Source organism: Cupriavidus sp. USMAHM13 (assembly GCF_001854285.1).
GTDB classification, from domain to species: Bacteria; Pseudomonadota; Gammaproteobacteria; order Burkholderiales; family Burkholderiaceae; genus Cupriavidus; species Cupriavidus malaysiensis.
In genome coordinates, this window is sequence record NZ_CP017753.1 from 21,453 (window position 1) to 42,032 (window position 20,580).

24 protein-coding genes are annotated in these 20,580 nt (G+C 64.4%); 3 read left to right on the top strand and 21 right to left on the bottom strand.

Translation table 11 applies throughout. From position 1 onward, the window contains the following. Positions 1-22: 22 nt before the first annotated feature. From BKK81_RS32930 to BKK81_RS37170, 3 genes are all read right to left on the bottom strand, one after another. On the bottom strand, positions 23-1,408 hold the full coding sequence (locus BKK81_RS32930) for a metallophosphoesterase family protein (RefSeq protein WP_071022938.1): 1,386 nt from the start codon (positions 1,406-1,408) through the stop codon (positions 23-25). 127 nt (positions 1,409-1,535) lie between these two features. After that, positions 1,536-2,807 carry a recombination directionality factor gene (locus BKK81_RS32935; RefSeq protein WP_071022940.1) on the bottom strand — a complete coding sequence of 424 codons (1,272 nt, stop codon included), beginning with the start codon at positions 2,805-2,807 and terminating at the stop codon, positions 1,536-1,538. After that, on the bottom strand, positions 2,756-3,097 hold the full coding sequence (locus tag BKK81_RS37170) for a DUF7696 family protein (protein WP_083384837.1): 342 nt from the start codon (positions 3,095-3,097) through the stop codon (positions 2,756-2,758). The genes BKK81_RS32935 and BKK81_RS37170 overlap by 52 nt, the downstream gene beginning before the upstream one ends. Before the next feature lie 602 nt (positions 3,098-3,699). On the opposite strand from BKK81_RS37170, the gene BKK81_RS32940 reads away from it, so the two are divergent. From BKK81_RS32940 to BKK81_RS32950, 3 genes are read left to right on the top strand one after another with little or no spacing between them, the layout of a single operon-like run. Continuing rightward, on the top strand, positions 3,700-4,302 hold the full coding sequence (locus BKK81_RS32940; protein ID WP_083384839.1) for a hypothetical protein: 603 nt from the start codon (positions 3,700-3,702) through the stop codon (positions 4,300-4,302). 58 nt (positions 4,303-4,360) lie between these two features. After that, entirely contained in the window at positions 4,361-4,945 is a 585-nt protein-coding gene (locus tag BKK81_RS32945) for a hypothetical protein (RefSeq protein WP_071022942.1), read from the top strand. A 20-nt stretch (positions 4,946-4,965) separates the two neighbouring features. Then, positions 4,966-5,364, top strand: a complete 399-nt coding sequence (locus tag BKK81_RS32950; RefSeq protein WP_071022945.1) for a bactofilin family protein — start codon at positions 4,966-4,968, stop codon at positions 5,362-5,364. A 109-nt stretch (positions 5,365-5,473) separates the two neighbouring features. On the opposite strand, the gene BKK81_RS32955 is transcribed toward BKK81_RS32950, so the two are convergent. From BKK81_RS32955 to BKK81_RS33035, 18 genes are all read right to left on the bottom strand, one after another. Beyond that, positions 5,474-5,860, bottom strand: a complete 387-nt coding sequence (locus tag BKK81_RS32955; protein ID WP_071022948.1) for a hypothetical protein — start codon at positions 5,858-5,860, stop codon at positions 5,474-5,476. A gap of 161 nt (positions 5,861-6,021) precedes the next feature. Then, positions 6,022-7,206 carry a vWA domain-containing protein gene (locus BKK81_RS32960; protein WP_071022950.1) on the bottom strand — a complete coding sequence of 395 codons (1,185 nt, stop codon included), beginning with the start codon at positions 7,204-7,206 and terminating at the stop codon, positions 6,022-6,024. Between the two features lie 8 nt (positions 7,207-7,214). Further along, on the bottom strand, positions 7,215-8,132 hold the full coding sequence (locus tag BKK81_RS32965) for a hypothetical protein (RefSeq protein WP_071022953.1): 918 nt from the start codon (positions 8,130-8,132) through the stop codon (positions 7,215-7,217). Between the two features lie 89 nt (positions 8,133-8,221). Continuing rightward, positions 8,222-9,247 (bottom strand): ATP-binding protein, encoded by a 1,026-nt coding sequence (locus BKK81_RS32970; RefSeq protein WP_071022955.1) that lies wholly within the window; start codon positions 9,245-9,247, stop codon positions 8,222-8,224. Between the two features lie 254 nt (positions 9,248-9,501). Further along, entirely contained in the window at positions 9,502-11,058 is a 1,557-nt protein-coding gene (locus BKK81_RS32975) for a hypothetical protein (protein ID WP_071022958.1), read from the bottom strand. Between the two features lie 66 nt (positions 11,059-11,124). Further along, positions 11,125-11,514 (bottom strand): hypothetical protein, encoded by a 390-nt coding sequence (locus BKK81_RS32980; protein ID WP_071022960.1) that lies wholly within the window; start codon positions 11,512-11,514, stop codon positions 11,125-11,127. A gap of 84 nt (positions 11,515-11,598) precedes the next feature. Next, positions 11,599-11,868 carry a hypothetical protein gene (locus BKK81_RS32985; protein WP_071022962.1) on the bottom strand — a complete coding sequence of 90 codons (270 nt, stop codon included), beginning with the start codon at positions 11,866-11,868 and terminating at the stop codon, positions 11,599-11,601. Between the two features lie 491 nt (positions 11,869-12,359). Further along, positions 12,360-12,575, bottom strand: a complete 216-nt coding sequence (locus BKK81_RS35850; protein WP_084085836.1) for a hypothetical protein — start codon at positions 12,573-12,575, stop codon at positions 12,360-12,362. Positions 12,576-12,584: 9 nt separating this feature from the next. Continuing rightward, complete coding sequence (locus tag BKK81_RS32990; RefSeq protein ID WP_071022964.1) at positions 12,585-12,965, bottom strand: hypothetical protein; 381 nt, start codon at positions 12,963-12,965, stop codon at positions 12,585-12,587. Between the two features lie 191 nt (positions 12,966-13,156). After that, positions 13,157-13,636, bottom strand: coding sequence for a hypothetical protein (locus tag BKK81_RS32995; protein WP_231908280.1), 480 nt, complete (start codon positions 13,634-13,636; stop codon positions 13,157-13,159). A gap of 169 nt (positions 13,637-13,805) precedes the next feature. Continuing rightward, positions 13,806-14,267: a hypothetical protein gene (locus tag BKK81_RS33000; RefSeq protein ID WP_071022967.1), complete on the bottom strand. Its 462-nt coding sequence runs from the start codon at positions 14,265-14,267 to the stop codon at positions 13,806-13,808. Positions 14,268-14,475: 208 nt separating this feature from the next. Continuing rightward, a complete protein-coding gene (locus tag BKK81_RS33005; RefSeq protein ID WP_071022970.1) occupies positions 14,476-15,276 on the bottom strand; it encodes a PRTRC system ThiF family protein in 801 nt (266 codons plus the stop codon). After that, positions 15,273-15,932: a PRTRC system protein A gene (locus tag BKK81_RS33010; RefSeq protein WP_071022973.1), complete on the bottom strand. Its 660-nt coding sequence runs from the start codon at positions 15,930-15,932 to the stop codon at positions 15,273-15,275. Before BKK81_RS33010 ends, BKK81_RS33005 begins: the two co-directional genes overlap by 4 nt. A 2-nt stretch (positions 15,933-15,934) precedes the next feature. Continuing rightward, positions 15,935-16,657: a PRTRC system protein B gene (locus BKK81_RS33015; protein ID WP_071022975.1), complete on the bottom strand. Its 723-nt coding sequence runs from the start codon at positions 16,655-16,657 to the stop codon at positions 15,935-15,937. A 10-nt stretch (positions 16,658-16,667) separates the two neighbouring features. Then, positions 16,668-17,801: a PRTRC system protein F gene (locus BKK81_RS33020; protein WP_071022978.1), complete on the bottom strand. Its 1,134-nt coding sequence runs from the start codon at positions 17,799-17,801 to the stop codon at positions 16,668-16,670. 108 nt (positions 17,802-17,909) lie between these two features. Then, positions 17,910-18,119 (bottom strand): PRTRC system protein C, encoded by a 210-nt coding sequence (locus tag BKK81_RS33025; RefSeq protein WP_071022979.1) that lies wholly within the window; start codon positions 18,117-18,119, stop codon positions 17,910-17,912. A 10-nt stretch (positions 18,120-18,129) separates the two neighbouring features. After that, a complete protein-coding gene (locus BKK81_RS33030) occupies positions 18,130-18,585 on the bottom strand; it encodes a PRTRC system protein E (protein WP_071022982.1) in 456 nt (151 codons plus the stop codon). A gap of 79 nt (positions 18,586-18,664) precedes the next feature. Further along, the gene (locus BKK81_RS33035; RefSeq protein ID WP_071022984.1) at positions 18,665-20,344 is read right to left on the bottom strand and encodes a PRTRC system ParB family protein; all 1,680 of its coding nucleotides are present in this window, start codon (positions 20,342-20,344) and stop codon (positions 18,665-18,667) included. Between the last annotated feature and the right edge of the window lie 236 nt (positions 20,345-20,580).

Here is a 20,580-nt window from a genome sequence, read left to right on the forward strand (position 1 = left end):
AACGCGGCTCTCGCGTTCAGGGTTAGGCGGGCACTCCCGCAAACAGGTCGTCGCTGAGCCAGTCGAGCGCCGGTGAGGCAGTCGCCACTGTCGATGCCACGGGCTGGGGCCTCTCGGGCGTGGCCGCAGGTTCCGCCGGCGCCACCGTCTCAACGGGACGCTGGTCGAGTTGCGCCAGCACCAGGTCGGTGATCGACAGCGCGTCGGCGGTCTCCAGCATGCCCAAACGATCCAGTAAAGGCCCCGTGTCGACCGAGGCCAGTTCGCCCCAGTGCGACAGCTTCTGGCCGAGACTGGCCGCCCGGCTGATGCCTTCGGCTCGACTGCGCACGGCTGGGAGCACGCGGCCCTCCAGCTTCACCTCTGCCGCAGCCCCGAACAGCGCACAGATCGCATCGCGGTCCACCAACTGCCGGTGCTCCTCATCGATGGTCCAGCGTATGCGGACAAACTTGTCCGCGGCGCCGCCGGCCACCGTGGCGAGCCGCTCCATGTCGGGCGGGCCGTCGAAGTCGTAGCAAAGCGTCTCGCGAGCGGGTGTCACCACCTGCCGCGCCACCGCGCGGCCCGGGGCCACCTCCCACTGCAGGTATCCCTTGTCTCCGATCTCGCCGTAGTGAAACCGGCCGATCGAGCCCGGGTAGGCCACCACGCGGCCGTCCTGCGCCCATTGCTGCGCGCGATGGATATGACCAAGCAGGAAGCCGTCGCATTCCGCCTCGAAGAGCGCCCCGATGCTGAACTCGTGATCAAAGCCTGCCATCGGGACACCATGCTCCGTCTGGCAGCCATTCACGGTGCCGTGTGAGACCCCCAGCGTGCGTACGCCACGCGCGCGCAGCAGGCGGTTGACCGCGCCGGCCGCGCCCAGGTAAGCCGCCAGGTGATCGCCCAACGCCGTCGCAGCCTGCCCCGCGCCCACCGCCGCCGCCAGCACCGCCTTGTTGACGGTCGGCACGCAGGTGAACACCATCTCCGGGATCCCGGAGGCCAGCAGCGCATCGACCTCTTCTGAGGTGAACAGCGAGCCCGCCGAGGCCACAAACTCGCCACCGAGCAACGCCACCTGGTGGATGTGGTCGGCCACGTAGACAGGGTAGCCCGCGCTCATCAGGGGAAACAAATCCAGCGTGCCCGGGGGCTCGTGGCTGAAGGTGCCTTGCAGCATCAGCACTGGCATGTGCCGGGACAGTTGGTGGATCCGTCCGGCCAACACCCGCAGCGCGGGCGTGTGGGCATCCAGGCGGTGGTCGGTCGAGTCGCCCGATACCACACCCACCGCGCAGCGGCTGGCGATGGCGTCCTCCACCGCGAAGCCGAAACAGCGATCGGCTTCCGCGAGGTTGCTGGTCGAATAGTGCAGGTCGGAGAAATGACCCACAAGCAGATGGTCGCCAAGGTGGCGCATGGAAAGCTCCTCATGGGAAGGTGGCATCGCGTCGCGTTGCCAAAGCAAAGAAAGGGCCTCGGGACGAGGCGATGGAAGGGAAACAGGCGCCGCGCCGAACGGCAGCCCTTACGGGCCGCCATCGGCGTCAGGCGGTGACGCCGGCGTCCGCCGCGACAGCACGCACCTGCTCGCTGAACGCTGCCGGGTTGGCCAGCGCATGCGACATCTCGGCGATCAGCTGCTCGACGTCCGCTGGGCGCTTCGCCCAACCTTTGCCGAAGGTGACGTGGGCGAACACGCGCAGGCAATGCCGCTCGCGTTCACCGGCCAGACCGAGCCGGACAATCAGGTCCTCCAGGCGGTGCAGACGGTCTTCGGGATCGTCCGTGGCATACCCAGTGGTCTCTGAACCGGGATCGGCCCCGCTACCATCGGCGATCGCCGCAGGGTCCTTGCCCTGCTCCAGTGCCGAGACGGCCTGGCTCGCCGCCTCGATGGCATGCGGGATGTGATCCGCACCATCGAGCAACGCACCCAGGTCGATATCTGAGTCGATCGTCGTGAGCATTTGCTTCTGACGCACCGGGCACCCGTCCTCGTCGATTCGGCTGATCTCCGCCTCGAGCTTCGACATCGTGAACTGGATGCCGACGAGCCTTCCGCCACGCGCGAGAGCAACGGTCTGCATGGCAGCGTAGGCCTTCTGGAGCACGTAGATCGAATTGGTGGGCAACTCGATCAAACCGAGGCCCTTGATCTCCGGGATGGCGAAGTAGAAATTGGCCGAGAGATTGCACTGGCGCGCCTGGTACTGCGGGCACCGGTGCGGGTCGCACACACCGTCGGGTATCGCATCATCCTGCCGCAGGATGATCGTCCTGCCTCCGAACAGCCGCTTGATGCGGCTGGCGCGATCGTCGCGCTCGGCGGGCGCGTAGGTCTTGCAGTAGCGCAATCCATCCGACCCATACTCGGAGAAGAAGTGGCGACCACTGCTGCCCCAGACCGTGAGCTGGTTCGGCATGTTGCTGAGCCAGTCGTCAAAGGCAAACAGAACCGGAAAGCGCCAGAGCTTGAGCCCGTCGCCGCGGTCCTCGCCGTAGCGCTGGAGGATCTCGTCGGCCACCGCCGGATTGGTGAAGTCGGAACGACGGCAGGTGAAATACCCGACGTTCTTGGGACGAAGTGCATTGCGCAACTTCGTCTGGCGCTCGATCTCGACGGCGATCCGCTCAAATGACTCGCCCTGGGCCAGCAGCGTGTCGTGGATTTCCACGGCTCGCTTGTTCTCGCGGGCCGCCTTCGTCAGGACCTGAATGCCGGGTCGGATTTTGCCAATGATGGGCGGCCGCGACGGCCGCTCTTCTAGGAGACTTCTGCGGTGGCTGAAGTCACTGTAGGTGATTGCTGGTTGCATGCGCATCTCCTGCGGTCAAGGTGACGAACGACAGCGGCGCGAATCGACTCAGCATGCTCCCGAAGGCGCAGGGCTGTGTCGGCCCCGCGCTGGGTCGTTACGGTAGAAAGGAACCGCGCTCGCGCGGGCTCCGGAAGGCTGGCGGCGTAGGCCGCTTCGCATAGGCTGCGCCACGCGTGCGGCTGGCCGGTGTAGTCGGCCCGCCGGCGGGCGAGTGTGGCCGCGATAGCGGCCTGGATCTCGGCTTCATGGAACGTGGCCACGTGGCACCTCCCTTGTTGCGGTCTCATACAAACAAAAAAAGCCCGCCCCGACGTGCGGAAGCGAGCTTGCTTGCAAGAGACCTGGATGCCACGCCCCTTCCGGGGGCGTGGCACTCAGGGAGCGGCGCAAGGCGCGGCTCAAGTGAGGATGTCAAGGCATCCTCGCGCAGCATGGTCACGCTGCACAACAACCCATTTCGGACAATCGTCCTCCGCAGGATCACGGATCAGCCTACGACGGCCGTTCTGCCTAGGCGGGCCTTTGAGAGAGATTCCACGATCTCCCAGGCTCGAACGGCGTCCCTCGCGCACACCAACAAAGGTGGCTCGGAAGCGGACGCGTATTACAGCTGATGACGGGGAGTGATAAGCGAATTCACTCGGAACAAGAAGATTCCACACCGATAGCCAATCGGTCGGAGCGTGCACAGATGCACGGCTTGGGACAGTAGATGGACTCGCGAGGGAGTCAAGGTCGATGCGTCAGGGACGCTGAAGATGGAACTAGTATGCCCTAAGAATCGAAAGGCGAACCCCCCGTATGCTCGCGAAAATCGTATAGCTTTTGGCAACTGGACATTGGACTTCCTGCAGGAAAATCGTATGCAGAGAGATTCCGAGAACAGATCATGGCCGCTACGCCTGAACCCATCACAGAGCACGACTCACCACCACCTGTCGACCCGCCCTCGCCCGCCTCCAACGACGCAGTCGTCAGCGGGCTCAAGCCCATCTCCAGATTTTCGAGCGACGGACGCATCGGCCGCACCATCCCCGAGACCTCAGCAGTGGCCACCATCAGCTACTGCTCGGTCTTCGTGCGGGACTTCCTTCAGCGCGACTACAACTTTTGCTCCACCAAGTTCTCGGTCGCCTCGGTCCGACGCGGCGGCAAAATCCGCGCACTCGACGAGTGCTTCCGCAATGCGGAACAGTGGTACTCCTCGGCGATCGACCGCATCTCGGCCATCAACCGCCGCCCCTTCGAGATCGCCTTCGACGAGCAAGTGGTAGAAATCACGCATCCGCTCTCCGGGCGCCTTGTGCGGCTGCTGAATCAGCACGATCGACTCTTCGCCTACACCCTGTTTGCCATCCGAGCGAGAACGCTGCAGTCGGGCCAGCGCGAGACACTGATGATCTCCGCCGGCAAGCTGATCGGGCAAATCCACGCCCTTGCCATGCCGGACAACGACCGCTTCGCCCCTGACGGTACGCTCCTGCCTGAATAGCGCCGGCCGGCATCGCGCGCACCTCTCCCTTTCCACTCCACCTCCCTGAAGACCCCGTATGGAACTGCTGGAAATTCAGAAGCTGCATGAGCAGTACGCCCAAGCTCCTCTCACCATCGAGATGCCGTCGCGCATCGCAGCGCCGAAGGCCCTGCCGGGCTCTGCGGTGTCGGTCGATGCCGCCCGCAAGCGCTGGGACGCGATGGGCCAGCGTACTCGATCGGCCCTACTCGTGATCGCCGGCGCCGCGGCTGCGGGACTCGCTGGCATGGGCGTGGCCAGCCTCCGCGGCCACCTCACGGACGCGCCCCCCGTCGCCGGCCAAGTCGCCGCAATGCAGTCGCAAGGATCCTACGACATGCCTTCCGCGCGCCCGGACAGCGATTCGAACCCGGCCGCCGGCATCGAGGAGCCCGCCTCTGCTGCAGCGGCAGCGTCGGCACCAAGCGCGACGCCTCTCCCCGCCGAGAAGGCAAGCCCGGCGCCCAGTGCCGCGATGCAGAGAAGCCAGGCCTCCCCGGAGAGCAAGCCCAAAGCCCAGGCTGAGGCTCCCACCTCGCGGGCGCGGACTGGCACATCCAGCCAGGCCGCCCAGCCGAAAGCGGGCGAGCACGCGGCCGCCGGCGATATCAAGCTGTTCTAGACCATCGAGGGAGAGACTCAATGAAACAAGGCTTGACCTTCAGCGTCATCAACCAAGGCATGAGCATCCACGGCAACGTGGCGGCGGACCATGGCATCTCGTGCCTCGGCTACGTCGAAGGCGATGTGGAGTCGATGAACGGGCTGGTGCACATCGGCCCGGCCTCGATCGTCCGCGGCCGCGTCGAAGGCGAGCACGTCATCGTCGACGGCACCGTCGAAGGCGATGTCGCAGCCCGTGCCTCGTTGCAGATCAACGGCCGCGTCAAAGGCGAGATCTACTACGCCGGCTCCCTGCGGCTTGGCGCCACAGCGAGCCTCGACGGCCGGGTCACCCGCGTGGCCGCGCTCCAACAACCCGCTGCCCCCGGGGCCAGCGCTCCCACCCCGGCTGCCGACGTCAGCTCGGTCTCGGCTTAAAAAGAAAAGCGACCCGAAGGTCGCTGTTTGGCAGATGCTTGGGGGAGTGCGTTCAGCATGCTGGACGCACAAACGCGAAAAGCTATCAGAATCAGGCCACCTTTCCCGGTCATCGGACCTTACTCAGGCTCCTCAACTCCTTCGCACTGAACAGCTTGACCAGCGTCACCCAGGGACGCTCTACACCCGTGGCGATGTCGACGAAGGCGATCAAGGGTAGCGCCCCATCCAGGATGCAGCGGAAGCGACGAACGCCCTTGGCAGTGCTCTCCACCTCGTAGATGGCGCCGTGCTCGAGCCCGAAGGTGACGCCGCCTTGCCGGAAAATCACCAACTCTCCAGGGCGTCTCGCGCCCTCGCGGGCAACCACCATTTCCAGCCAGCTATCGAAGCCGGCGCGAACCGCTCCCTCCGCCTTGGCATGGCGCCATTGTTCGACCCGATCCTCCAATCCACCGGCCATCTGGTCTGAAATCTCAATATAGGTATTGCCCATCTCGTGCACCTCTCCGTCGCGAGAACCCTCACAGGTCGAAACATGTTTCGTTGCGCATACAACCAACCACACCGAAACACTGCGAACATTCGGATGCCGGCGCTGCTGCAGAGCAGAGGCCGGGACGAAAAAAATCCCCGGACGGTGCCGGGGATCAAACGTCAAACCACAACCTCCACACACTCACCAAACGGCGGCGACTTGCATCGCTTGAGGGGAGTGGTGGAGGCCCAGAGGGTTGGAAAAGCTGGCGGGGCTGGGAAGGCACCGTCCAGGTCGGTCAGGTACACCAGGAAGGCGGGCTGCACGGCCTGTTCCGCCAGCCATTCGAACGGCGGCGAGAACCGGGTGCCGCCGCCACCTCGCACGGGCGCGAGATCAAGCGCGTCGCCGCGCTCGAAAATCTGCACCTGGCGAACGGCCGCATCGCAGTCGATGACGATCAGGCGGGCCGGTTGGAGCCGGTCCCACATGCACTCGATCTCTGCTGCGAACTGTGCCTGCGTTTCGTCGAACACCGAGCCGCTGCTGTCTCGCACGAACACCGCATCCCCCACAGCCCGAGAGTCGAGCGCCGGCATGTACAGGCCCATGTGGGTATAGCGACGGTTCGGCAGCGCCCAGCTGTAGTCGGTGGTGCTCGACTCACTGGCAAAGCGGTGCAGGATCGAACGCCAGTCCACCGGCGGTTTCGTCGCTTTCCCGACCATCGCCTGCAGGTCACCAGACAGCTGTCCACGCATGCGCGCCACCTTCTCCGCCTGCAACGTCGCCACCCGCCACTCGTCGGGCAGCCCCGGTTGTGCGGTCGGCGGCCCTTGGCGGACCTCGCCGGGCTCGAACGGGTTGCCACTGTCCGGACCGCCGCCCCCATTGCTGGGACTGCCGTTCGGCACCGACGCATCGCCGGCACCATCGCCGGCGCCGTCCGCATCTGGCTTGGGGGCCTGCCGATCTCCCTGGCGCAGGATCGCGTAGATCTCCTCCGCCGACTTGCCGAGGAAGCGCCCGTCAATCAGCACGCCCACAGGCAGCTTCAGCCCCGCCGACAACACCAGGGGATTGATGGCGTAGTCGCACGCACGATTCCATCGCTTCGGATCGCGCGCGCCACGGCGCCAACAATGGCCGTTGGCCGGGTGGAGCACCTCGTGCGCAAGACAACCGCGCAACTCCAGGTCGGAGAGGGTCTCGACATAGGCCGGATTGAAGCCCAGCGACTCGCCATCCACCCAGAACGTCTTGCAAGAAGCGTCCTCCGCGATCTTCAGGCGCATCAGAAGCACGCCGAAGAATGGCTGCGACAGAATCAGCTGCGTGCGTTGCTTGATAATTCGTTCCAGCATCGCTCGCCTCACGCCGTCAGCAGTTCGAGCAAGGGGTCGCCCGCCTGCGAGTGGGCGGACACCATCGGTTGCCCGCTCATGAACGCTGCCATCTGCGCTTCGATTTCCATGGCCTTCTCGGCCACTTCGGACCGCAGCGCCGGCGACGCCTTCAGGTCGGCACCGCTGTGGCAGGCCAAGTGCTTGCGCGTGTCCTCGAGGATGCGGGTTAGCGCGGGATCCTCGGAGAAGTTCAGCTTCGGAAGCAGCTCGCTGAGCTCGCGCACCTTGTCGGCGACGTCCAGGCGGACATTCCCGCTCCCATACAGCCGGTTGGCGAAATGCTGCACCGCTTCGAAGAGCCGCCCGACCATGTCATCGTTGGCGGTCTTCACCGCGCCGAGCACGCGCTGTTCGACATCGGCCTTCAGCACGTCCAACACGTTGTGCGGCAGGTCGACGGCGAACTGCTTGGCATCCGGGAACGGCAGCATGGCCAGCCTGGTCCCGAACTTCTTCCGCAGCGCCGGAACTTGTGGGTAGTCCGCCTCATCGAACAGGCCGTTGAGCGCGGCGCGCGCCTCCTCCATCAAGCGCGGGTAGTCCGCCAGGAAAACGTCCACCGCCCCACGGTACTCATCCTGCAGGTACCGCAGGTGGTCGTTGACCTCCATGTAGATCGAGGTGGGCAAAAGCCGCACGCCCAGCTGGTCGTAGTCGAGCGTATGCGCGTCGAAGTAGGAGCGCATACGCCCGGCGATGCTGCACACCTCCTTGTACGACGTGGCGCCGTCGGTCAGCAGTCGCTTGTTGAAGCGGCCGATGTTCCGCGTGTCGTGCGCCGATTCCACCTCGGCCGTGGCCTTGGTGTCGAAACGGCGAGCCCTCCAGACGGAGATGTTGAGCGTGGCGAGCATGACGCGCTCGTTCAGATTGGTAATGTTCATGGTGAATCCTCGAATGAAATGAATGCGGCAAAGAAAAAACGGCGAGCCGGATGGCTCGCCGTCAGGGGGAAAGGAGAAGAAAAAGGGGACTACTGGCCGAGCAGGGCCGCCCCGATCGGGCCGCTCTGCGCGACAACGAATGCCGGCGTCGCAGCAAGCGACGCGTCGCGGCGCACCGCGTCGCTCACGAGCATCACCGCGAACTCGTTGAGTCCAGCGTCGATCAAGCGGTCCGCGTAGACCATGACCCGATCGAAGTTGTTCTCGTTGGCAGCATGGCCAAGCGCCGTGGCGATGGCGTTCTGCGCCGCCAGGGTCTCCGGGATCCGCGCCGAGTGCGGCGCGGCGAGAATCTCGGCCACGGATGGCATATCCCGCCAGACCCGCATGAAGCCGATCAGCTCGCCCGCAGCACCAGCGCCCACGGCACCAGTGATACCGGCCAGCTGAAGCTCTGGCAGCAGGACCGGCAGCAGGCGCGCCACGTGCCCCCACGTGCGGGGAGACTCGCGGTTCTCGATCTCCCTCGTCCGCTCTTGGCTGACGAGCAGGTCCGGGCGGAAACGCAGGAAAGCGATCAGGACAGGCGGCACGCTGTTCCGCACGGCCCAGCGGGTCCAATCCTCCAAACTGGGTTCCAGCTCCACGATGGTGGCGAAGCGGGACTTCAGCGGATCGAGCACGTTAGAGACGCCGGCGTTGTCGACGCGGCGATTCGTGGCCGCGATGAAGGTAACGTGATCGGGCAAGGCATGCTCGCCGATGCGGCGCGCCAACAAGAGTTGCATCTTTGCGGCCTGGACGGCCGGCGACGCCTGGCCCAGGTCGTCGATGAACCAGACGAGCGGGCGCTGGCTCTGCATCGCTTGCGCGAGATCACCGAAGGGCAGGAACCGGGCTCCGCTACCATCGTCCGCCGGAAACGGCAGCCCCTTGGAATCGGTCGGGTCCTCGACCACGGGATGGGAGATGAGAAGATCGTGCGCGGCAGCCTTGGCGGCCTGGGCGACGATATCGCTCTTACCGATGCCGGGCGCACCGGTGATGAGCACCGGGAGGCGTGCCGGAATGCACGCCTGGAGCAGGGAAGACAGTTGGGAAGGGGTGACTTTCATGGGAGCTCCCAGAGAGGAATCCCCACAAAGACACGTCCTCCACAGGGAGCGTGTCCCTGTGGGAGGTTCAATGAATGCGCCAGCCGGAGGCTGGCAGGGTCGATGCGTCTGAGACGCGGGTGAAACGCTGTTTGAACTGGATCGTTCCAGTGCGAACAACGCTTGCTTGATGCTGCAAAGCGTAGCATCGTTTCCTCGGCGGCGCTAGGCGAATCCCCCGGCCAGCTGGCCGGTGGATTCGATGCAAGATGTATTCACGCCGCGACGGCAACCGGCGCCGCCTGCAGACGGGCCCGGGCGTATGCCAGAGTCCCGTCCTTGGCGCGCAACGGCCGCGCCACGCTGCGGTGCGCATCACGGATGTAATAGGCGTGCGCGCTGCCGCGCTGCTGCTGGACGATCTCCGAGAAGCCTTCGGCGATGCACATGTCCACGTACTCGCGCCCGTTCATCACCCTACCGCTCTCGATGCGCCAACGCGCTGCCTCCGCATTGCGGGTCGCTTCCGCCACGGCATGCTCGCGCTGCGCGACCGCACGTGCCTCGCCAGACTGGTCCTCCCACACTCGCTGCTCCTCTTCCGAGAAACCGCACATGTCGAAAATCCGCCGGCGGCGCGTCGACGCGTTGCAGTTGAGCAGGGAGATGCCGAGCACGTCCCGGACCGCCTTTTTGCTTTGCGCGTTCCGGTCCGCAGGCGTGTCGAGCACGTCGAGGAGCATAGCGACGTCGCGTTGCATGACCGCCAGCGCCAGCTTGTTCGGCCAAGAATAGCCGTAGCCCCGCTTTTCATGCTCCGCAACGGCCAACTCGCGCTCATATTCGCGCTGGCTGATACTCAGAGCCTTGCGCCGCGACTCAGCCGACGCCACGCTTTCCCGGTAGCGCTTCTCGGTGACCAGCTCATGGAGCCGGCTGGCCAGCGCCGTCACGGGCGCCGCGGCCTCCCCTTCAGGAAGTTTTGGCATCGGCACCGTTCGCGCAGGCAGCAGACCCGCCTCGTACAGCGCGTCATCGACCGCGACGGCGCTGCAGTCCGCCCGCAAGCGGCGGATCACCGTCAGCATCCGGACGATATGTTCAGGTGACGTGGCCAGGTGCTCGTGGCGAATGAGATTGGACAGTGCGCGAAGCTGCGCAGGCGGCAGCGCTCCGCGCAGGCCTGGCACGTCGAGCAGCAATCGCAGCCAGTGCAGGTCATGACGACCGATCTCGGGATCGTCGCGATATGCCTTGAGGACGCACTCGCGCACCCTCTCTCCGCGCAGCAGCGCGTACGCGACGTGCACCTCGTGCCGGGCATTGCACCCGGCGCCCGGGGCATACTCGGGGCCATTGGTGCCGTAGCCGAAGCGTCGGCGGAACTCCGCTTGCATGAACGCATGCGGATCGAACGGGCCCGCCTCCTCGAACAGGTCGCGGGTAGCGAATAGCGGCCCCAACTCAGCCTGGCCGAGATCCACCACCCATTCGGCGAAGCAGCCGAGCGATCCCGCCGTGGCGACCGCCTCCCACGCCGCCCGGCTCATCTCGTGCGGTCTGAGGATCTTGCCGTCGACACGGACCAGGTACTGGTCGACCTCGTCGATGATCTGCTGGAAGACAGTACGTATGGTGCCGGCCGGGCGCAGCCCGAGCTTTCCCTGAGAAAGCGCGACGACCGGAATAGTGCCGCGGGCAATGTGGCGGACCTGGACATCCTGCGGGCGGGTGCCCGGCCGCCACCCGGACTTCGCATGGAGGGAGGCGAGCACGCCGGCGAGCGTCGTGCATGAGGCGACCCGTTCCGGGCCGATGGAAATGACGTACATGGATGACTCCGAGGACGGAGCACCCCCCATCCGGGGCGTGCCCCGGATGGGATGGAAGCGGCAGCGTCAGGCCGCAGCGAGAAAGAGGCCGCGGCCGCGACGGCCGGCGACAGCCGCGCGCGCCGAGGCGACCTGCCTGAGCAGGCGAGGACAGGCGATCCGCCAGACCTCGCCGGGGCCGTAATCCCCTTGGCGCCAGTGTCCAACGCAGACGAATCGCCCGTCGGCCAACAGCGCCGCCTTCAGCGAGCAAGGCAAGGACCAGTCGGCCGATACCAGGATCTCGTCGTCGCGCAGGTCTGCGCCGGGAAGATTCACCGTGAGCGATCCTGCTGCTCGCCGGCTGCCTGGGTCGATCAGCGTCAGACGTGCAGAGCCATTGTCGTAGAGGCCGACATTCAACGTCAGCGCGGCGACAGATGCTTCGTCGCCGCGCGCATTCAGTGCTGTGTACATTGGGAGCTCGCAGAATGCGAGGCCACCCCGCCCGGGATTGCCCCGCACGGGTGAAAGAAAAAGCAGTGATTGGCCGTCGCGCGGCTAGCGCCCGGAGGGAGAGCGCGCGACGCGGATCGATTCGAGCTTCGCAACAACCGCACGGGCCTTCTCTGTGGCGGCATCAACGTCGGGGGAATAGTCCGCTGAGTAGTCGATCCAGCAACTGGCCGCCAGCGCCTCCAATGCCTGGACCATCTCCAGAATGAGGCCGGCGTGATCGCCCAGTTGGACCAGCGCGAAGAACAAGTCGGCGTCGGCGGGGCAATCGCCCTTTGCCGACAATTCAATCACACGCTCAACAATGACTTGCATATGGGACTCCGAAGAGATTCCTCGGAAGCCCAGATCCAGCCCGCCGGCGCGGATCCGGCGAGGATCGGAAACAAAAAACGCACCCGAAGGTGCGTGGAGGAGGTCCCCAGACAGAATCTGGGACACCTGAGAGGATCGCTGGTGCTCAGTCCTTGTGAACGCGACGACCGTTCCGGTCTGCCCACAGGAACAGCGCTGCCAGGCAAAGCGACAGCAGGAATGCAATAACACCCGTCATGATTCGTCTCCTTTGCAAAGGACGGCGCCGATGAGGAATAGTACAACAGCCGCCGCAAACAGGCCCAGCACATTCAGAACGTGCGATGTGGACCAGCCCGGCGAGCTCCCGATGCAACTGACCATCCCAACAACGGATGCGGCCGACAAGCTGTGGTGATAGCGGCCATACTGCTCGCGCTGTGCCTTGGTTGGCTCGCTGATCGCCTTCCACATGGACTGCCGCAAGCCAGACTTAGCCTTCCGATGTTTCTCTAGCCGATGCGCTTTCCGCATGCACCATGCGGATACTGATAGCCGCCCTCGTAGGCGGTGATCGCGTAGCGATCGCCCGTCGAGCGCGCCAGATCGATTCGACTGACGAGTCGATCTGGCAAGATGACAAGGCCGGAATCCGCATCATACTGCGCCGACCCCGTGGTCTCTTCGCCACTTGTGGTGCGAAAGGTTACCTTGATGAGCGTGGACATAGGGCCCCCTCAGCTACGCCGGCCAGCGAGCACGCGCAGCGTGCCCAGCAGCTCAGCGTAGCCATCTGGGGAACCCAGCGACTGCAGGCAGACCGCATTGTCGCGGCCGCCGGCCAGGTCGTTTCGACCACGGCATGTACGGAAGCGCACCGATACGGCCGGCTCCGCCGGCGCGTGCGCGATTTCCAGATACAGGTTGTCGGTGTGCAGCGCCACCACGTCCGCTTGGCGCCGGCGTTGCCGGTGCGAGCGAATGGTGTAGTCGCGCTGGCGCAACGCCAGATCGCATGCCACGCGGCGCAACACACGCGAGGCGTCGCGCTTCAGGGTAGTGCAGGCTTGAGTGTTGTCCGGCGAGCGGCTCAGGTGAAAGGATTTGGGGAGTTTCATGGGATGTCCAGGTACACGGGACACCTCATCCCCACGGGACTGGTGTCCCGCAATGGGTGAAGGTCTGGGCCAGCCAGACAGGGTTTCGATGCGCCAATGGCGCGATCAAAGAACGCTTGCCCAAGCGTGCGCGCTTGGGCAAGCCCTCTCAGGCTTGCAAAGTAACGGGGCCGGCAAGCCGGCCCGTTGGATCAACGCGTCAAGCGATAGCCCATGCTGCTCGAAAGCAGATACAGGCGCTCACCCGGCTCGAACTGTTGGGATGCATCTTGCACAACGGAAAGCATGCGCCCGGTATCGGTACGCACGAACACTTCCAGGCCAGGTTGCTTGCTGAGATGCTCCGCGACCTGCTGGGTTACGACGCCGCCGACGGCGCCGGCAGCGGTGCCGGCCAAGTAACGCGCCCTGCCGCCACCGATCATGCTGCCGCCAAGCAACGCGCTCACACCACCGCCAATCAGCCCCGGGAGGCCGCTCGAGGTCGACATGAAGCCATCATTGCCGCTGATCATGACCTTGCGGACACGCAACACGGTGACCTGCTCGATATCGCCTTTGCGCATCACGTCGGATCCGCGATACACATCGGGAGAGGCCTGCACCATCGCACAACCTGCGTTGAGCGCGCACAGGACAGACAAAATCACTACGGAGAACAGACGGAACATGGTTGGCTCGCAAGAAAAAACGGGCCAACCTCGCCTACGGGCAGGAAGGCCCGTAGTGGGAGAAAAAAGCTGTGCCGACTAAACAGTCAGCGAGGGTCGATGCGTCTGAGACGCGGAAGGTGTATTGATCATACAGGCGCCGGCTTGCTCTGGGAAGAGTGGCCGCACCTCACAGCGGGCTCGCCTCCCAGCAGAACCCATCGCCGATGCCGTACACCTTAAGCCGAGTGCCGTTGCACAGGATCTCTTGGGATTCAATGCGCAACGGTCCGTAGTCGCTTTCGCTGTCACACAGCACAAAGGCGTCGCCGGCTGCGTCGTACTGCAGCCCAGGCATCTGCTCGGCGAGGGCTAAGCCGCTCTCGATTGGGAACAGCGGCATCAGCCAACCGTTCCAGGTCTGGCCATCGCAGTAGGCCAGTACGGCGACCGAATCAGGCAGCCATTCTCCCGTCACCATCCGCGGAGCATACGGCACGCGCGCCGCGATCGAGAACGAGGCCGCGAACTTGGCCCGCGGCATCGACTGCAGCGGTGCGCTACTGCTTTCTCCTTGGAACTGGACGCCAACGACCACGACGTGCTCGCCGGTTTCGTTGTGCTGGAATCGCTGGGGAATGGAAATGGGCATCTGCACTCCTATATCGCTTGGGGCACGACCGCCGAGGCGATCTGCCACTAGGGGGAGAAGAGCCGAGCGCGGAGAAGTCCCTGCGCGCGGATACAAACTAGCGACAGCTAGGGCCACCGACTGAAGGGCCGCCGCCGGATTACCCGACGGTGAATGAAAGAGCCCCCGACAAGATCATCGGGGGCGGTGGCACGGAAGCCGCGCGCCATCATGCTGCGCTGGCCAGCTTGCGCTTGCGCTTCGCCTTCGGGTCATAGCCAAACCGCGCCCATACATCTGGGTCGACGTTCAGCGGGCTGACCCGTCCGGCGGACAAGTTGACGAACACGCCGCTATAGGACAGCGAACCCGTGCGGAATAGGGTCCAAAGCAGGTTGTACGCTTGCACGGCGATGGCCTGGTTGATGACGAGCGACTGCTTGCGCAGGGCCTCTTCCATCGAACACGACGGCGCCGTGTCGGTCGCATCCCCTTTCGGGTCCATCAGCTCCGGGAACAGATCGCCGACATGCGGCAGGCGCTGCGGCATTCTCTTACCCACCTGGCCAAGAATGACTTGCCCGCGATCGGTCTCATTGCCACAGTCCAAGTAATAGCAGGCCCCGTAACTTCCCTCCATGCTGCTGAGGATCTCCTTGCGGGCGGCCCGCGTGTCGACGCAGCCGATGACCAGATCGCACGCGAGGCGGTCCCGCGAGCCGATACGACGCACCTGCGCTTCCCAGCGCGTGCCCATCAGGTTATTGAGGCGGTTGACCAGCAGCGGCGCCTTGTGCAGTCCAACGTCGTTCGGGTAGAACCCCTGCCGACCAACGTTGGACTCGCTCACCGTGTCGTCATCGAACACCGTGCATGCGATGCCGCCCGGGTGGCCCAGTTCGACCATCGCGTGGTGCAGGCGGGCCAAGTTCGGCAACAGCGCACTGCCGGTGCCTCCGGCGCCCACCACCACGACGCGCCAAGCGCGCGTCGCCAGGTCGCCCGGCATCTGATGGAGAAAGGCTGTCATACGCCCTCCTCTACCGTCGCAGCCGCACCTAATGCTGCGGCGAGGCGCCACGCTGTCGGGATCCTTTCCACCTCTTCCAACACCCCCTTGGCACACAGCCGCAACGCCAACGAGGGATTCGGCCGATCGCAGCTACCCACCACCAGGGCGAGCTTCACGTCAAACCGGTCGTCGGCATTGTCTTCGGCAGAGAAAAACGCAGGAATGCGCCCGTGCGAATGGCAATCCAAAACCAGGTACTCGCCGGCCCGTAACTCAGGCCGCTCATACTTCAGGTGCCCAGCGCTATGCTCAAGGATCTGGACAGGCACCAGTCGGAACACGCCTGTCTCGGCACGCCACACGATCCAGGCACCGACCTCCTTCGGCATCGCCCGTCGCGCCATCTCCGCAAACTCCCGGACCAGCGCCGGCGGTACCTTCCCGCACAACAGATCGGTGGCTTCCTCCACGACACCGTACGGAATCGCCGTCGGCACCGAGAAACTCGCGATCCGACGCACCAGCCGTACCCATGGCCGGCACACCTCCAGGAAGACACCGTTAGCCGCCATGAGCAGCCGCTCACCGGCGGATGGCATCGGCACCAGGGCGCCGAAGCGCGGCACCATCACGGTCGGCATCGACGCTTGCAGCGTCGCGTCCATTGCATGCATAGTCAAACTCCACGTTTGCCGGCGATCAGGTCGCCAAGCGTGATATCCATCGGAATAAGGACCTCTTTGGGGTAGGTCGGGAACACCCCATCGAGCATGTCTTGCCAGAAGGCAAAAGCCCCGCGTTCGTACTCCACACGCTTGCCACCGGCGTTCGGATGGGTGAATGCGGATGAGAAGAAGGCCTCTTCCCAGCCGGGAACTGATGCCACGTCGATCTGCTTCGGCACTTGAGCGGAACCGATGCAGATCTGTCCCTGATCCCAAGTGTTGAAGTACGGCGGCTCGTACAGGGCAGACCCCGGCAGCGGCCGGCCGTCTTCCTGCAGGCTGAACACGCGAAAGCCGCGCACGCCGGCCTGGAATACCAATCCAGGATGCGGCACCACGGCGCTACGCTTGCCCAACTCCTTGCAATCGAAGAAGACGCGGCGCACCGCCGGCGGGCACCACCAGGTCACGGCCTCCACGCCGATCGACAGGACATTGGGGGTCAGGAACTCGCCCTTGGGAAGCGCTTCTGCCGCCAGCCCCTTGACCGCATGGATCAGGGCCCGCCGGTTCAGTGGGACACCCGCGCCGATCACCGGACGTTGGCTTTGGCCATCGGTGAGAATCGTGTGTGCCGTCGCATAGGTGAAGCTCCCGGGCTGTGGCCCGTACAGCAAAATGGCCCCTTGCAGGGCCACGTCATGCGACCGGTTGGCGGTCAAAATACTGGCCATGTCGGGCCTCCTATTTGGATATCAAGAAAAGAAGCCGGTCGAGCGCAGCGATGATCTCGAAGGCGCGGGCGAGGCGCTCGTACTGCCGCACGATCGCCCGCCGTTCGGTTTCCAAGGGAATGAGCATCTGGTACTCCGTCGCATCCCCGCCGTTGCTTAGGTCTTGGAAGTGGTCGTCGAGCAACTCCACCGCCCATTCTTCGGCGTCGACCACGACAGTCGCGGCCGAGTAGCCAGGCTCTGCCCATTGGGCATTGGAGAACAGGCCTCGTCGCCGCAGGCCGCGCATGCTGGCCTGCAGCCCGATCACTGCGAGGCAGACCTCGCGCCCCCAACCACGGCTCGCGTCGGCGAGACTTTGCAGCTCCCGCGTACTGAGGACGCGACGCTTGGCTTGGCCGCGGCGCTTGCGTCCAATCTCCGACATCAGCACATCCGGTCGAATCGCGGGACGGACGACCGACGGCAAATAGTGCGCGGCGTCTTCGTCGGACATGTCGAACCACCCCTTCAGGTGCTCACGCGCATCGTCGTCAGAAATGCCCTCGTCATAGTCCCACCAGCGGCGCGCGAACATCTCGATCATGGCCCCCGGCGTTCGGATGAACAGGGTATGGCCGGAGGCCTCATCGATCAGAGACATCGCGGTGCAGAGGAGCGAGCCGTGGACAGCGTTGAGCGGCTCGATAGACGCCTTCAGCTGATAGACCTCCTCTTGAGGCAGCTCGATCGCGAGATAGAGTGGCGCAGTCAGCTGATCCTCCCAGCCGAACTGCTCGACCACCGCCATCGCCGCGCTCTGGTCCAACAATGCGAAGCCGAAGTTCAGGCGACGACATTTAGGCATACGTCGACGAAGCCACGCGAACATAGCCTGAGCGAAAGCGTCACCAGCATTCCCTGGCGCCCGAACATCGCGCGCCAATAGTGGTCCGGCCTTGAAATGCGCCTGGACCAGCGGACGAAACGACTGCTCGTCCTGGTAGGAGACATGGCCACGCGCCGGAACATCCGCCGCGAGACTGGGAAGTGTCAGAAAACCATCGGAAGATCGACTGGCGGCAGCGGGAGCACGTCGTTCCGGCGACCAGTCCGATCCTCCGAGATCGATTGCCGCATCAAAGGTTCGAGAATCGAACAGCACGTCTTCATCTCCTCAAGATGTAAAAAAACCGCCCTTACGGGCGGCTCCTCGTTTGGTAGGCGGAAGTCTTCGGTGGACAACGCCTGCATCAAATCGCGCTTGCGCATGTCAGCCCTTCGCGCCGGCGGCACGAACGAACTTGTAGCGCGCCTTGTCGCCCGTGTGCTCCGGGCCCTCCACCGCGGCGGTGGTCAGCTCGGGGTATTGGGCGGTGTACATATCGCGCACCTGGTCCGGCGCGAAGGCCGGACCAGGGTCCAGCAGCGTCATGCCGTTGTAGGTGAACTCGCGCAGCAGTTGGGTGATGGTGATTGCCATAGCCGTCCCCTTACAGCAGCGAGGCGAGGTCGGTACCCGCCGGCTTCGGCTCCGGCGCAAGAGCGGGCGCCGTCGCAGCAGTGACCTTGGCTCCGCCCTCACCTTCATCGCCCTCCGGATCGGAGTCGGACTGGGCGCCAGCCTGTGTGGCCGGTGCATTGGCCTTGGCCAATGCCTTGGTCGCCTTCGATGACTGTTGCGACGTCGCCGCCTTCAGGACCGCGGCGGTGGCCTCAGCCTGCTCCGCGAGCGACCGATGCGCAACGCCGACCGTGGCCACGGCTTCCGCGAACCCCGCATCGAGTTCCGCCGGCGTCGCTGACAACGCCAAGGGCGTCGCCAGCGCCGCGTGGGCCGGATTCTTGACGACAGGGGCTACGAACACGGACATTTGCTCGCCATGCATGGCGAGCGTGAGCACAACCTTCTCGCTCGCTTGCACGAGCGCGGCCAGTTCTTGAAACATGAGAAATACCTCGGAATGAACGGATGGGCCGGCCGCCAACTGGCGGCCAGCATGGGACGCGGCCAATGGCCGCTGAGAATCAGTACTGCAGGACTTTCGGCAGCTTGCCGGCGTACTCGAAGCCGTCCACCGTGATCAGTGCTTCGATCAGCTCCGGCTTGGACTTGCCAAACACCTTGGCAAAGCCGGCACCGATCTGCTTGCGCAGACCCAGTTCGTCGGCGAGGACCTTCATCTCGGATTTCGTGAGCAATTCGAGGAAATCCTTGGAATGCTGAAGGTTCCAGTGCTTGCGCAAATCCAGCTTGTGATGCCTGCAGAGCGCGACCAAGTTCGGCACATCAACGCCTTCGATTGCCGCCACGGTCATGGCGGTGCTCAGCGTGACGCGCTTTTCTTCCGCCACCTTGTCGATGGCGACCAGGTTCTTGGCCAGGTCATGGACGCTTGCGCTGTCTTCGGTGATCTTTGCGAAGAGTTGCCCCATCGCGGTCTCTCCGATCGTGCGCGCCTGGCCCGACAGGGTTAGCGCCAACAGGTAGCGATTCGCCACCTCGGGCGCCGCGGCGACTTCGCGACGCAACGCCTTGCGCCACAGCGCCACCCTGTAGGCTTTCACCTTCTCGGACTCGCTGATCTTGGTGACTGGCTTCTCGTCGGCGGAAGCCTTCGACGAGCCCTTCCCAGCACTGGCGACAGCCGCAGCAGGCTGCTTCGGTTGCTGTGCCGCAGACTTCGCATCACGCTCCGCCTTCAGCCGCGCCGCGACCATCTTCGTGTTGCAGGATGGGTCGAAGCATTGACCGCGGAACACCTTTCCGATGCTGTCCGGCAGCGCGCTGACGGCCGCGCCGAAGCGCTCGCAAGCATGGCAGGCCTTGGCTTGCTCCTCACCGACGCCAGTCGGCCCTTCGGCCACCAGCTGTACACGGGTGTGGTTGTCACCCGCGCGCACGATTCGGATGACCGGGTACTCGTCCTTCAGCGTGTAGGCAACGCTCTCGAGTTGGGCTTCACCCTTCTTGTCGTAGCAAGCCCGGTTGGTGCAATTGCCAGAGGCAATCGCTTCGCCGAACAACTCCGTTTGTAGGGAGGAGTTGTGCGGGCAGGCCGCGCACTCTCCTTTGTCGAAGATGGCCTTCTCCAGGCTGCAGGCAGCCCCTTCGATGGTCTTCCTCAGTTCCGCGACGGACTTCTTCTCGGCGATGATGACCGGCAAGATGACGTCCTGCTTGTCCTTCGAGAGGGTAGCCAGCAATTCAGCATGACCAATCTGAATTGCCCGCGTGTTGAGCGCGTCGCGCGTCGCGACGCTGCAGGCCATCAGCGCCAGGCGACGGTCCAGCGTCGAGCGAGACCAACCGATCACCCTTGCGGCTTCATCGCGATCGCCATTGACGGTGCCAAGTACCTCCGCCGCTGCGGCTGCCTCCTCAGTTGCAGACATGTTCGCACGTTGAATGTTGGTAACGAGCGCGTAGCGTTTTGCCTCCGCGTCGCTCATTTCCCGGATCACGACAGGGACGTCGTAGTCCGAATCCAATTCTTCAGTCGCTGCACGGTAGCGCCGTTCGCCGTCGACGAGCTGATACCAGCCCGGCTCCTGCGGTCGGACGAGAATCGACTGCAGGATGCCGTCAGCCCGTACTGACGCTCGCATTTCCGACATTTCCTTAGGGTCGAAGTACGTACGGGGGTTCAGGCCAGGACGAATGCGGCCAAGCTTGACAGTGGTTACAACAGAAGACGCTTGAGACATGATGGGTTCTCCGCAAGGGATGAGGGAACCCGCTACCGCATCGGGAACGAGTTCCCGATGGGATGAAGAATGGTCGCCAGACTTTCCGTAGAGACGGATAGCCCGGGGTACAGCCAAAAAATGTGCGCCGGGGAGGCGCTAGGTCGATGCGTCTGAGACGCGAAAGCGCATAGAGGTTACCCGAAATCAGCTACCGATGCCAGCCCCGACGCTTTGGCACGTCGTAACGGCTCGGC